This is a genomic window from Wolbachia endosymbiont (group A) of Ancistrocerus nigricornis, assembly GCF_947250785.1.
In the GTDB taxonomy this organism is placed as follows: domain Bacteria; phylum Pseudomonadota; class Alphaproteobacteria; order Rickettsiales; family Anaplasmataceae; genus Wolbachia; species Wolbachia pipientis.
On record NZ_OX366348.1, the window covers coordinates 1,200,158 to 1,213,492 of the forward strand.

Here is a 13,335-nt window from a genome sequence, read left to right on the forward strand (position 1 = left end):
AAATATGATAGTGTAAGTAAAAAATAGGAGGGAAAATTGTATCCAAGTGATATAAGTGATAAGGAATGGGAAATTTTGGAGCCACATGTTGCACAAGGAAAGATAGGGAGGCCAAGAAAGCACAATATCAGAACAATTATTAATGCAATAAGGTATATAATGAGAGGTGGTTGTCAATGGAGAATGCTGCCGAAAGATTTTCCTCCATGGAAGACGGTGTATGACTATTTTCTCAGGTGACGTAGTAATGGCAAATTGGAAAAAATACATAATATGCTAGTAAAAGAGGTAAGAAAAATGTTTGGTAAAAATGAAACACCTTCAGTAGGAATAATTGACAGTCAATCAGTAAAAACCACTCAAAAAGGGGATCCAGAGGATATGATGCTGAAAAAAAAATAAAGGGTAGAAAACGTCATATTGTTGTAGATACAGTGGGCTTAATTATTGCGGCTGATGTTCATAGTGCAAGTGTTCAAGATCGTGATGGTGCTCTAAATCTTTTCACTCAAGCTAAATACAAGGCTCCAACTTTACGTAAGTTTTTTGCTGATCAAGGATACATAGCAAAACCGCTGTTTATTGGAGACAGGATACGATTACCAAGAAAGCTGTTGATGTTACAGGATTTTTCGACAATCTGGACCACAATTTAGCACTGCAGGCTATCAAGAAGCACACAGACTGCAAATGGGTCATACTGTATGTTGAAAGGTGGATGAAATCCCCTATTCAGCAAGCAGATGGCAGTAAGGTAGTTAGGGAAAAAAGGAGTTCCGCAAGGAGGTTCAATAAGCCCAATCATTTCAAACATATTTATGCACCATGCATTTGATATATGGATGAAACAAAATCACCCAACAGTACCATTTGAAAGATATGTGGATGATGCGATAGTGCACTGCAGAACTAAAAGACAGGCAGAATTTATGCGAGCAGCAATTGAAGAAAGATTGGCATAATGTAAGCTAAAATTGCAACCTGATACCAATGCCATTCCAAAACTCCATCATTATACTGCCTTAGTATAACCTTCTCACTTCTATTGTCTATTTGTTTGTTATGTAATAGAAATTGGTATGAGATTGAAGAATTAAGTGTGAACGGTTACAGAATTTTTGCCAGGAGAAACATATAGTTAAAGTAATTCAGATTTGTAAGATATGTTTATCTGCAATTATAGCTTCAACAGTAGGCAATGTTGCTTTTAATTACCTCAACATTTTCTCTTGGCAATTCTTTAATGAACCGAGAAGTGCGCATCGGTTGCCACTGGTTGTTAATTTCCCTCCTATCTGCACATGAAATGATTAACCTTTCTTTGGCTCTGGTTATGCCAACATATGCGAGTCTCCTTTCTTCTTCTAAAGCTTTACCACTTTTGTCATCAAAAGATCTTTGATGAGGAAATAATCCCTCTTCCCAACCAGGTAGAAACACGCACGGGAATTCAAGTCCTTTGGCTGCATGAAGAGTCATAACATATACGGTGTCATCGTTATTCATATTATCCACTTCCATCACCAGACTTATATGCTCCAAGAAAGTTGTGGCATTATCGAAATTTTTTAAAGATGAGATGAGCTCTTTAACATTTTCTATTCGTGCTAAGCCTGTTACCTCCTCATTTTCAAGCATTTCAATATATCCTGATTGGTTTGCTACGATTTTAACGAATTCATGCAGTGGTTTTACGCTTACTATTTCTTCCCAAGCTTTAATTTTATTTAAAAAATCGTTGAGTGAGAGTTTAATTCTTTCGGTTACCTGATTACTATTAACTAATATTTTTGCTGCCTCAAAAAAAGAAATTTTGTTATCCTGAGCAGTCGTGTATATTTTCTTTAGAGTTGTAGCTCCTATGCTTCTTTTTGGCCGATTTACTATCCTTTCGAAAGCTAAGTCATCGTTATTGTTTGTAACAAGTCTTAAATATGCAATTATATCCCTGACTTCCTGACGTTCGTAGAATTTTACGCCACTTATAATCTTGTAGGGAATTGAATATTTTATAAAATACTCTTCGAGAACTCTAGTTTGAAAAGTGGCCCTTACCAGCACTGCAATGTCACTAAATCTGTATTTATTGAGTTTCAATATCTGTTCGCTTATGAACCTTGCTTCAGCTTTCCCATCCCATAATTTTATTAGATTTACCTTTTCCCCTTCAATGTTTGTTGTCCACAATTTTTTTTCTAAGCGAGTCTTATTGTGATTGATAACATATGACGCAGTTGCAAGTATGTGGGATGTTGACCTGTAGTTACACTCTAGTTTAACGGTTTTTGCATTTTTAAAATCATCAGAAAACTTCAAAATATTTTCAACTTCTGCACCACGCCAACTATATATCGACTGGTCATCATCTCCTACACAGCAAATATTTGAGTGCTCTTTTGCAAGGTATTTTAGCCAAAGATATTGTATCGCATTTGTATCTTGATATTCATCTACCATAACATATTTAAACTTGTTTTGGTAGTAGGACAGAACTTCGGTCTTTTGATTAAAGAGCTGTATGTTATATAGCAATAAGTCACCAAAATCGACAGAATTAAGGAATTTCAACCTTTCCTGATACTGGTGATAGACTTTGAGTGCAGTTACATATACTGGCCTAAATGATTGAATATCTTCCACTTCAGATGGCAATAAGCACTTCTCTTTCCATTGCTGAATAATATTCATAATGGTCTTACATTTTTCTGATAGGTAATCAGGATTTATTTCATTGATAATATTTTTTATTACCTGTAATTGGTCATCCACACCAATGATTGTAAAATTGGGGTTTAAGCCCACAATTTCTGCGTGCAGGCGCAAGATTTTTGCTGCAATTGCATGGAAAGTGCCAAGCCATGGTATGTTTGTGCCCGTTAGCTCAAGTACCCTTGATACCATCTCATTTGCTGCTTTATTTGTAAATGTAACTGCTAATATCTCATCAGAATAAGCGTGACCGTTTCTAATTATGTGTGCTATTCTTGAAGTAATCGTTCTTGTTTTTCCCGTCCCGGCTCCTGCCAGTATCAAAACTGGTCCATCTATGTTAGTTACAGCTGATTGTTGTTCTGGATTTAGCAGTGAGAGATAATCGTTCATCGTAGCCCTATAGATTATAACTTCGTAAAGTTAAACCTATGATTGAAATATTGTAAAGGTTTTATTGAATAGAACAGTTAAAGAATGCTTCACTCAAGTACTACATATTTAAACGTAGGTTTTACATCTATTTTGTTTTAGTAGTTTCAGGTGTATGTCGAGTAACAACAACTTGATTTGAGGTATTGGCACCAGAACTTCTGCTTGTTGGGTGGATAAGTGGAGTTTGGAATGGCTTATATGTACGGTTTAGTTCCTTCATTTCTATTTCTTCAACTTCAACAAGGGGTTTTTCTTTTGGGGTATAGCGATTATGCGTTGCAGGTCGTTCAGTGAGATTTTCATATGTTTCTTTCAACCAAGTTCCGATATCATACATAAATCCATACGCTTTTTCTTTAAATTCTCTCAATGATCTACTGAAACTTGCTAGTGTGTTATTAAAGTAAATTGTCATATAGTCTCTTGTGGTGTATTGATAACTTTCTCCATCTAGTCTGCTACTTTGTGCGTTAGAACTATTGTTGCTTTTAAAATAACCAAATATGTTGTACATTTTGAGCCGCCATTAATTACTAACATACACATATTATATATTGATAAATTAAGGACTTAGTGTATTGATTAAGCACTTAGAAAGCGCTCTGTATAATAATTTAAAATGGAGCTGGAGCTTTGTAGTACAATGTTTTCAAACGTTTAATATAATATTGACTTTACAACGATAGTCACTTTAAATTAGTAACTATTGTTGCAGTTAAAGTATCAATGCCTTTTTTCTTTTATTTTTTTGCAATTCTTAGCATTTTATCTGCTGTATGCGTAATTAGTGTAAGAAATCCTGTGCATGCAGTATTATTTTTAATTTTCACCTTCGTTAACTCTGCAGTGCTTTTCATTCTCCTTGGAGCTGAATTCATCGCTATGATGGTACTGATAGTATACATCGGTGCAGTTGCAGTGTTGTTCCTCTTTGTAGTTATGATGCTCGATATTGACTACATAAGATTGCGCCAGGGTTTTGCGAAGCATTTCACTCTTGGTGCTATATTGTGTGGTGTGTTTTTTTTGATTATCAGTTTTGTAATCCGCAGCTCAACGCTGAATATAAGTAATGTTATAAACTATAATGCCAATAACGTGAAAGCTATCGGTAATTTGCTCTACACTGACTACATGTACGCTTTTCATCTTTCTGGAATTTTGCTACTTGTTGCAATTGTCGGTGCAATTGCTCTTACTTTGCAGGACAAGAAAAAAGGAGTTAAAAAACAGAATGTATTAAAGCAATTGACGCAATCTTCATCTGTAAAATTGGTTAAGGCTAAATTTGGAAAAGGAGTGGAATGGAAATAGGATTAAATCATTTTTTGATAGTTGCTGCTATTTTGTTCACTGTTGGGGTGTGCGGTATTTTCATCAACCGTAAGAGCATAATCAATATATTGTTATCAATAGAAATATTATTGTTGGCGATTAACATCAATCTAGTTGCTTTTTCTGCCTTTATGAATGATATAGTTGGGCAAATTTTTGTGATGTTTGTGTTGACTGTTGCGGCAGCAGAGTCAGGAGTTGGGCTTGCAATATTGGTTGTATATTATAGAAGCCGTGGCAATATAGATGTTGAACAAGCAAATTTAATGAAAGAATGAAAGTATGATGGATATACTGAAATTAATAGTATTTTTGCCACTTTTTGGTTCGCTATTTGCAGCACTTTTTAGAAAAAGTCAGTTAGTTACAACGGCAGGGATTGGAATATCTGCAGTTTTATCTTGGTATGTTTTTCTCACCTTCTCTGAAAATTATCACTTGAGTTTATTTCCTTTGTTTTCATTGAGCATCTTAAAAGTAAATTGGGCAATTAGTGTGGATGCTCTCTCATCCTTAATGCTTATTGTTATTACCACCGTTTCACTGGTAGTACATCTCTACTCTATCGGTTATATGGAGCATGATAAGGGGAAGTCGAGGTTTTTTTCTTACCTATCGCTATTTACGTTTTGCATGATTGTGCTGGTTGTAAGCAATAATTTCGTGCAGCTTTTTTTTGGCTGGGAAGGGGTTGGCCTATGTTCTTATTTACTCATAGGATTTTGGTTCCAAAAATATTCTGCAAATAATGCAGCAATTAAAGCATTTGTTGTGAATAGGGTAGGAGACTTTGCACTATTGATTGGAATCTTTCTTATTTATTATACATTTCACTCTTTGAATTTTACTGAAGTTTTTGACACAACTGATCTTCTTGGCACGCAGAACATTAGGGCATTCTGCTGTGAATTCAAAGTAACTCATATAATATGCATATTACTTTTTATTGGCTGTATGGGTAAATCTGCACAGCTTGGTTTACATGTTTGGTTGCCAGATGCAATGGAAGGGCCAACTCCTGTTTCTGCACTTATTCACGCAGCAACGATGGTAACAGCAGGTATATTTTTAGTAGCAAAGTGTTCTCCATTGTTTGAGTTATCAAATGTGGCACGAGAATTAATAGTTATCGTTGGAGCACTCACTGCTTTTTTTGCAGCCACCGTTGCAATTACTCAGAACGATATAAAGAAAATAATTGCTTATTCAACCTGCAGTCAACTTGGTTATATGTTCATGGCATGTGGGCTTTCTGCTTACAATGTTGCTATTTTTCATTTAATGACACACGCTTTTTTTAAAGCTCTACTATTTCTTGGTGCTGGCAATGTGATTCATGCAATGCATCATGAGCAAAACATTCAGAAAATGGGAAATTGCTGGAAGAAAATCCCTTGCACTTACGCTCTCATGTGGATTGGATCTCTTGCGCTTTCTGGGATATTCCCATTTGCAGGTTTTTATTCAAAGGATTTGATAATTGAACATGCTTATAGCACGGATAGCTTTGCTTTTGTAATAAGCTTAGTTGTTGCATTCTTCACAGCGTTTTACTCTTGGAGGTTATTGCTTCTTGTGTTCCACAGCCAAAAACAAAGTAAAATTAATATACATGAGGCACCAAAGATTATGCTTATACCATTACTGATACTCGCTTTTGGATCAGTATTTTCTGGAATATGGGGAGCAAATATTTTGAACATAACTAGTAATGCGTTTTGGAAATCAAGTTTAGTGATGATTGATGAGCATGGAGTTCATAATTTCTTTATAAAACTACTGCCAACCTTAGCAAGCCTAAGTGGAATAGCACTTGCGTACCTAATTTACCAATATCAAGTAATTAGGCAAATTAAGAGTAAATTTTTACTTAAGTTTTTGCAGAATAAATGGTACTTTGATGAGGTGTATGAGTTTGTTATAATTGCACCGATAAGGTTTATATCTAGGCTTCTATGGAAGTTTGATGTTAAGGCTATTGATTCATTTGGACCAAATGGTGTTGTAAGGTTGGTTAATGAATGTTCAAAAAGTTCTATAAAGTTACAAACTGGTTATATATTTGATTATGCATTTATTATGTTTGTTACTCTAATAATCGGTGCTTTATATATTATTGGAATTAAATAGAAGGTGTTGTTACTTAGTATATTCTTGCTTCCACTGATAGGAGCGTTGATTTTATCCTTAATCAGGATTAATCATCAATCTATACACTTAAGATTCCTTGCTCTATTTTTTGCTGTACTTCCATTTTTGCTTAGCATTGTAGCTTGTATAGAATTTGATTATAACAATGCGGACTTTCAGTTTGTCAGCTACCCAATTAGAAATGTTGGAATAGGGATAGATGGTATATCGTTGCTTTTCCTTCTGCTTACAACTTTCTTGTTTGTAATTTGTATACTCTACAACTGCAAAATGAGTTATACGACCCTAAAAGCCTATATGGCATTGTTTCTACTGCTTGAGAGTTTTGTAGTCGGTTTTTTCGTTTCACTGAATGCTATAAGCTTTTATGTGTTTTTTGAAGCTGTTTTAATACCAATGTTCTTTATTATTGGCATCTGGGGAGGAAAACACAGGGTATATGCAACGTTTAAGTTGTTTCTTTATACATTAACTGGCTCATTATTATTTCTACTTGGATTGGTTTACATCTATAACATTTTTGGAACGTTTAATATACAAAAATTAGCTACATTAGTGCCAAGCCTTGATCTTGAAGTGCAGTCATTGCTGTGGATTGCATTTTTTATTTCTTTTGCAATAAAAGTACCGATGTTTCCATTTCACACTTGGCTTCCTGATGCACATGTGCAATCACCAACTTCTGGATCTGTGATTTTAGCTGGCTTGCTTATTAAAATGGGGGGATATGGATTTTTAAGGTTTTCTATTCCAATGCTTCCTCAGGCAAGTTTGTATTTTTCAAATTTCGTTGTTGTGCTGAGCATTATTGCGGTGATATATGCTTCTCTAGTTGCGTTTGCTCAAGATGATATAAAGAAGTTAATAGCTTATTCTTCAATAGCACATATGGGGATCGTTACTGCTGGCCTCTTTTCATTTTGTGAGGAAGGAGTACTGGGTAGCATATTTCAAATGATTAGTCATGGCCTTATTTCTGCTGCTTTATTTTTATGTGTTGGAATGCTATATACTCGAACTGGAACTTTGGAGATTGCAAAATATTTTGGCATAGTAAACACAATGCCAAAATTTGGTTTTATGTTCATTTTATTTTCAATGGCTTCAATAGGGCTACCTGGAACATCTGGGTTCGCAGGTGAGTTTTTGGCTATGGTTGGAATGTTTAAGAGCATAGGGTTTTTTACAGGATTTATCGCACTTGGCACTATTTTAAGCGCAGTTTATATGCTGAATTTATGTAAGCAAATAATATGGGGGGTTAGCTATTCTAAATTATTAAATAACCGTTTGGATAGCATAGAATTTTCTGTCTTAATTCTGCTTGCAGTGTTTGTTATTTTGCTTGGATTTTACCCAACCCTTGCACTGAATTATTTGAAGCCATGTATGGCAAATTTGTTAGTCAAATATAATGCGCTATGAATTATATACAGATATTGCCGGAAACGTTCTCTATTATCTCCTCGTTAGTGTTGCTGCTGCTTGGGATTATATTTAACCGCAGAACTATCAACTTATTAGCACTTGGCTGCACAGTGGTAACTTTGATTATTTTAATTCTTTCGGCAGAAAACAATGAAATTTTTCTCTTTAATTCGTTGTTAAAACTCAATTTATACATCAGGTCAGCCCAAGGGTTAATTCTCAGCACAGGAATTTTAATACTTTTGATGCTGAATTTATCAAAATATGACTATAAGTATGAATTTTCAATGCTGATTCTTTTTGCGCTATTTGGCATGATAACTTTGGTTTCAGCAAATAGTCTGATTTCTTTTTATTTAGCTTTTGAGTTGATGAGTATATCTTTGTATGTTCTTGCGAGCTTTAATAAAGATTCGATTTATTCATGTGAAGCAGGAGTGAAATATTTTACACTCAGTGCATTATCTTCCTGCATTATGCTATATGGAATGTCGCTGCTTTATGGATATACAGGACAAGTCAATTTCTCTGAGCTCGGTTCATTCTTGCAAAACCATCAGATAACTTATGGAATAGTTTTTGGGTTAGTCTTTGTCCTAATTGGTTTGTGTTTCAAGCTTGCTATTGCTCCTTTTCATATGTGGGCTCCAGATGTCTATCAAGGTGCACCTACCATAGTAACTGCGTTTTTTTCTACGGCCCCAAAAGCTGCACTTGTAACATTTTTAATTCGATTGATGAATGAAGAGTTAGTAAATGTAAAAAGTTATGTTCAGCCTATTTTCTTATACGTTTCAGCATTGTCTGTGCTTATCTCAGCTTTTGGGGCCTTACGTCAGCAAAACTTAAAAAGGCTGCTTGCTTACAGTTCAATTGGTCACATTGGTTTTATATTTGCTTCACTTTCTATTTTTACACAAGCAGGAACAGATAGTGCCTTAATGTATCTGGTGATATATATCATCACAAGCATAGGGCTATTCTCATATCTCGTACAAATTGACGATGACGATTGTGATATTGCAAATTTATCTGGTATAGGGAAGAAACGCCCAATTGTAGCATTTCATCTTTCTGTGCTGTTACTCTCAATGTCGGGAATACCTCCACTTGCTGGGTTTTTCGCTAAATTTTTTATATTCAAAAGTTTAATAAATTCTGGCTTTATCAGCCTGTCCTTGATCCTTGTAATAGCGAGTGTGATATCATGCTACTATTATTTAAATATCATGAAAGTTATGTATTTTGATAAAGCTAGTGGTAATAAGGTTGCTTATTCTAAGGGTCTATTCATTATCACTTCAGTGGCTTCACTGATCAACCTCGTTCTTTTCTTGTATGTAGAAGATCTTTACTCACTCATTGAACTAAAGGGCTGACAAGGTGATCCCTGAGGCCTTTCATATTCATCATTACAAAGAAGTTTCAAGCACTAATAAAGAAGCGTTGGATTTAATTGATAAAGGAATATCAAATGAAACCGTTATTATTGCCGATAAACAAACAGAAGGCAGGGGGCGCACCGGAAAAAGTTGGGTTTCTCCAGAGGGTAATTTTTATGCGAGTTTGGTGATAAACCTCTTTAACGATTATCTGAATGAAAGCCAGCTTTCGGTGTCATTCCAGCGCGTGAAGCTGGAATCTAGAAAAAAAGAAGAATGGATCCCAGTGTCAAGCACTGGGATGACATCAGAGGGCATTGGGATGACAGAGAAGGGTTTGGTGAATAAAATTGCGGATGTTAGCAAATTAACAGAATTGACTTTTGTTACTGCTCTTGCTGTTGGAAATACTATACTGTCATTTATAAATGGTCTAAATCTCCAGTATAAGTGGCCAAATGATGCCCTTATTGATGGCAAGAAAATAAGCGGAATATTGCTTGAAAAAAGATCCAATTCGAATTGGCTCATTATAGGAATTGGAATTAATGTCAGTCATGCACCACTTCCAGGAACAACGTGCATTAGCAATTACGGTGAGTCTGTGTCTAACATAGATCTGTTAAAGGAATTAATAATAAATTTTAATAAGCTAAGAAAGCAATGGCTATTTGATGGGTTTTATGCTATAAGAGAAATGTGGTTAAAAAAAGCATTCAAAATGAATGAGCAAATCAGTGTAAAGTTAGCTGACAAATTGTATGAAGGAATTTTTGCTGATATAGATAAAAGTGGTAAATTGGTGTTGCAGCAAAAGGATGGAAGCTTAATTTATTTTGATGCAGGTGAGTTATTTATTGGCAGTGCATTATGAATACATATGTAATTTTTGCTTACCTTATTAGTTTCACGCTGATTGTTGGAGAGCTAATTTTTACCATTTCTTGCTATACTAAAAGTAAAAAAATTCTAGAAAGCCTGAAAGATAATAATGAAGAAGAAACATAAGCGATTACTTATAACTTCAGGAATTTTCTGCTTTTTAAGCTGCATAGTCTTTTTTATTTTAACAACGCTCAAAGAAAATATCTCATTTTTCTATACAGTAAGTGAGGCAATAGTTTTACCAAATAGTCAAAAGCCAATCCGTGTTGGTGGAATGGTTGTTGAAGATAGTGTGATACGGAGCGAAAGTGAAGTAGTTTTTCAAATGACAGATTTTAACAAAAGCGTTGTGGTAAAATACCAGGGAATACTTCCACCGATGTTTTCAGAAAAAAGTGGTGTTGTTGTGCAAGGTAAAATGTCTGATAATAATACCTTTCTTGCAGATACGGTGTTTGCAAAACATGATGAGAACTATATGCCGAAAGTTTTAAAATAGATTCCTTAATCTGGCTATATTGAAATAGTATGTAGAGAGAGTAACAGCCTGCTAGCAAGCTGTGACTTTCCTAACTACTACAATATATCAGAGTGAGTTGGTGCTTCCCATTCATCATATTATCACCACCAATTGTTCCTGTTTTTAATTTTTCAACCTCTTCTTTTAGGTTGTTAAGGTTTCCTTCCAAAATTTTATAATCCTTCTCAGCCTCTATAGCTATCATCTCAAGCCTATCTAAATCTTTATACAATAGATCCACTTCATCTTGACGATCCTTCAGCTCATTATTCAATTTAGGAACAAATGTGTCGTTTAAATCTGCGATTAGTTTATCTAGAATTTTGTGAACGTAATTGACCGATGCATTCTTTTCTTTATCGCTCTCAAAAGATTTAGGCTTAATTTTGACCTCTATGTCGTCTATTACTCTAGGGTTATCTCCGCCTATTTCGCTTATTAATTCAAAGTTGCTTTCGCTTTCTTTTACACTGTAATTACTCATATTAACTTCTATAAAAAATTATACTTTTAAAATCAACTCAGCTACATTGAAATGGTATGTGGAGAAAGTAATAGCCTAGAGACTATTACTCTTTCCAGTTTAACCCCAATCTGGTTCACTAGTGGTATTGTCTTCTAATTCTTTTACTCTTGTCTGTAAGTTATTCAGGCTCTGTACTAAACCACTATCTACATTACCAACGTCTTCAATCAGTTGATTAACTTTTTCTTGTTCTCCATGCAAGTTAGTATTTACTTGCACAACAAGTCCGTCATTCATACTTTCAATCAGTTTATCAATAACACTATGAGTATAACTAACTTTCGCATTTTTATCTTTATTCGTTTCGTAATTTGTCGGTTTTGCAAGGGTAACTTTACTTATAATTTTTGGTTCATTGGCCATATAAACTACCTCATTAAAATTTAAAATTTCAAATAAAATCAACTATAGAAATATAAAAAGCTCTTTTCAAACCCATAAATATTTAGCTCAACAATACTTCGTATCCAGTCTGAAAGTACTCTTCCATTACCATTAGTTCAGCATTGGCGTTTTGAAGAGGGCCCTCCCATTTAGGTTCATCAGCAGAATCTCCAAGTTTCTTAATCAGCTCAAGGATTTCCTTTTGTTTTTCATTTTGTTCATCAAGTTTCCCTTTTAATGCATCAATAATAGCTTTAGACTGATCTTGATTGCTGAGATCACCAATCACAGCTGTCACTTTCTCATAAGGCAGTTTGTGAATAATCTCTTTAAGCTCTTCTGCACCTACGTTATCCAAAAGTTCTTTAAACTGCTCATTAGACATATTGCGAGCAAAAGCTTGAAGTTTGTCTGGGTTATCAACTAAAGACTTAATGATAATCTGGATCCTATTAGAATCAGTTAAATCCTGAGCAATTGCTTCGAGTTTCTCAGGATCAAGCTTATTAACTAAGTCTTTCAGTTGGTCTTCTTGCAGACTATTTACTAAAGCCTTCAACTGATCACCTTCTAATTCTTTGGAGAGTATTGTCAAGTGGTGCTCAGCCAAGTCTTTTGCAAGCACTGTAAATTGCTCGTCATTTAAAGTTTTAATAAGTGCTTTGAACTGATCCACTTTTAAGTGAGGTAAAATTTCTTTTACTTGCTCTGAATTTAATTTTCTCACTAGAGCTTCAAGCTGAGTATCATTTAAAATAGGAACAATTATTTGTAACTTTTCTGGATTTAGTTCCTGAGCGAGGGTTTTCAGCTGGTGATTGGTTAGATGATCCACTAAAGCTTGGAGTTGTTCATCTGTTAAGTTCTCTGCTAAGGACTGCAACTGGCTTGAGCTCAGTTCAGGAATTATTTTTTGCAGTTGCTCGTTACTAAGAGTATTGGCAATAGTTTTTAGTTGGCCGTCTGTTAGGCCCTGAATAAAAACTTTAGTAAACGCGTTTGATAGCAACAGTAGCACATCTCTTATATGTCTCTCACCGTAGTATAACATAATGTCTTGTAATACCTCATTGTCAGGTGAATCGATTATATTTCCTGCCTCGTCTGAAAAATAATATTTATTGTTGCCAGTATCTGAATCTTCCCATGTTACATATTTGTATTCCAATTTTTTTGATTTAATAGAACTGCTACACATAGTTTTGAAAGGCTGCACAAGCTCTCTTGTATATGATAACTTAGCCAACTCATTACCGTAATATACAAATGTATGGTTACTTTTTACATAATCTAAGTTAGAATCACTTTTATAATCTTTGGCTACCAGATTTCCTTCATTTTCTTCCTCCAGACATATGTAACTGTCTAGGCAAGAACTGCTGCAAAGTTTTATAGGCAATAAGCCTAGTACTACATCGTTTTTATCATCCAGCGATACAAGCTCAACTTTTTTAATAGGCATTGTAGGATCATTACCTTCAGGCCACTTTATCCTTGTAGTCGGGGTTTTTCTAAACACCTCTTTTCCAGGTATCATCTTAAAAACATGCTTTTTTCCACTCATAGGCGTTACCAATAAA

General features: G+C 34.8%; 17 protein-coding genes. 12 read left to right on the forward strand and 5 right to left on the reverse strand.

Annotated features, from left to right (window positions below; genetic code table 11):
- Positions 1-36 precede the first annotated feature (36 nt).
- The 4 genes from OOK90_RS06100 to OOK90_RS06110 all read left to right on the forward strand — a co-directional run bounded on the left by OOK90_RS06100 (position 37) and on the right by OOK90_RS06110 (position 962).
- On the forward strand, positions 37-240 hold the full coding sequence (locus OOK90_RS06100) for an IS5 family transposase (protein WP_007549940.1): 204 nt from the start codon (positions 37-39) through the stop codon (positions 238-240).
- Between the two features lie 33 nt (positions 241-273).
- On the forward strand, positions 274-402 hold the full coding sequence (locus OOK90_RS06105; RefSeq protein ID WP_255317429.1) for a hypothetical protein: 129 nt from the start codon (positions 274-276) through the stop codon (positions 400-402).
- A 17-nt stretch (positions 403-419) separates the two neighbouring features.
- Positions 420-656 carry a hypothetical protein gene (locus tag OOK90_RS06610; RefSeq protein ID WP_238513961.1) on the forward strand — a complete coding sequence of 79 codons (237 nt, stop codon included), beginning with the start codon at positions 420-422 and terminating at the stop codon, positions 654-656.
- 162 nt (positions 657-818) lie between these two features.
- Positions 819-962, forward strand: a complete 144-nt coding sequence (locus OOK90_RS06110) for a Putative reverse transcriptase (RefSeq protein ID WP_022626389.1) — start codon at positions 819-821, stop codon at positions 960-962.
- 223 nt (positions 963-1,185) lie between these two features.
- Here the strand turns inward: OOK90_RS06110 and OOK90_RS06115 are convergent, their stop codons facing one another.
- On the reverse strand, positions 1,186-3,102 hold the full coding sequence (locus OOK90_RS06115) for an ATP-dependent helicase (RefSeq protein WP_264338041.1): 1,917 nt from the start codon (positions 3,100-3,102) through the stop codon (positions 1,186-1,188).
- Between the two features lie 127 nt (positions 3,103-3,229).
- Positions 3,230-3,658 (reverse strand): WD_0964 family protein, encoded by a 429-nt coding sequence (locus OOK90_RS06120; RefSeq protein WP_010082321.1) that lies wholly within the window; start codon positions 3,656-3,658, stop codon positions 3,230-3,232.
- Between the two features lie 212 nt (positions 3,659-3,870).
- Here OOK90_RS06120 and OOK90_RS06125 point away from each other — a divergent pair, with 212 nt between their 5' ends.
- From OOK90_RS06125 to ccmE, 8 genes are read left to right on the forward strand one after another with little or no spacing between them, the layout of a single operon-like run.
- A complete protein-coding gene (locus OOK90_RS06125; RefSeq protein WP_010962952.1) occupies positions 3,871-4,458 on the forward strand; it encodes an NADH-quinone oxidoreductase subunit J in 588 nt (195 codons plus the stop codon).
- Complete coding sequence (gene nuoK / locus OOK90_RS06130) at positions 4,449-4,757, forward strand: NADH-quinone oxidoreductase subunit NuoK (RefSeq protein ID WP_010962953.1); 309 nt, start codon at positions 4,449-4,451, stop codon at positions 4,755-4,757. The genes OOK90_RS06125 and nuoK overlap by 10 nt, the downstream gene beginning before the upstream one ends.
- A 4-nt stretch (positions 4,758-4,761) precedes the next feature.
- Positions 4,762-6,609 (forward strand): NADH-quinone oxidoreductase subunit L, encoded by a 1,848-nt coding sequence (gene nuoL / locus OOK90_RS06135; protein WP_264705881.1) that lies wholly within the window; start codon positions 4,762-4,764, stop codon positions 6,607-6,609.
- Positions 6,610-6,612: 3 nt separating this feature from the next.
- Entirely contained in the window at positions 6,613-8,055 is a 1,443-nt protein-coding gene (locus OOK90_RS06140) for a complex I subunit 4 family protein (protein WP_010962955.1), read from the forward strand.
- Positions 8,052-9,437: an NADH-quinone oxidoreductase subunit N gene (locus OOK90_RS06145; protein ID WP_209472428.1), complete on the forward strand. Its 1,386-nt coding sequence runs from the start codon at positions 8,052-8,054 to the stop codon at positions 9,435-9,437. The genes OOK90_RS06140 and OOK90_RS06145 overlap by 4 nt, the downstream gene beginning before the upstream one ends.
- 4 nt (positions 9,438-9,441) lie before the next feature.
- Positions 9,442-10,314: a biotin--[acetyl-CoA-carboxylase] ligase gene (locus tag OOK90_RS06150; RefSeq protein ID WP_264705882.1), complete on the forward strand. Its 873-nt coding sequence runs from the start codon at positions 9,442-9,444 to the stop codon at positions 10,312-10,314.
- On the forward strand, positions 10,311-10,448 hold the full coding sequence (locus OOK90_RS06155; RefSeq protein WP_209472432.1) for a CcmD-like small membrane protein: 138 nt from the start codon (positions 10,311-10,313) through the stop codon (positions 10,446-10,448). Before OOK90_RS06150 ends, OOK90_RS06155 begins: the two co-directional genes overlap by 4 nt.
- Positions 10,432-10,824 carry a cytochrome c maturation protein CcmE gene (ccmE, locus tag OOK90_RS06160; RefSeq protein ID WP_174515681.1) on the forward strand — a complete coding sequence of 131 codons (393 nt, stop codon included), beginning with the start codon at positions 10,432-10,434 and terminating at the stop codon, positions 10,822-10,824. Before OOK90_RS06155 ends, ccmE begins: the two co-directional genes overlap by 17 nt.
- A 70-nt stretch (positions 10,825-10,894) precedes the next feature.
- Here the strand turns inward: ccmE and OOK90_RS06165 are convergent, their stop codons facing one another.
- The 3 genes from OOK90_RS06165 to OOK90_RS06175 all read right to left on the reverse strand — a co-directional run bounded on the left by OOK90_RS06165 (position 10,895) and on the right by OOK90_RS06175 (position 13,319).
- Positions 10,895-11,329, reverse strand: a complete 435-nt coding sequence (locus tag OOK90_RS06165) for a hypothetical protein (RefSeq protein WP_209472434.1) — start codon at positions 11,327-11,329, stop codon at positions 10,895-10,897.
- 99 nt (positions 11,330-11,428) lie between these two features.
- Positions 11,429-11,734, reverse strand: coding sequence for a hypothetical protein (locus OOK90_RS06170; RefSeq protein ID WP_264329450.1), 306 nt, complete (start codon positions 11,732-11,734; stop codon positions 11,429-11,431).
- 82 nt (positions 11,735-11,816) lie between these two features.
- A complete protein-coding gene (locus tag OOK90_RS06175; RefSeq protein ID WP_264705883.1) occupies positions 11,817-13,319 on the reverse strand; it encodes a magnesium transporter MgtE N-terminal domain-containing protein in 1,503 nt (500 codons plus the stop codon).
- Positions 13,320-13,335 lie beyond the last annotated feature (16 nt).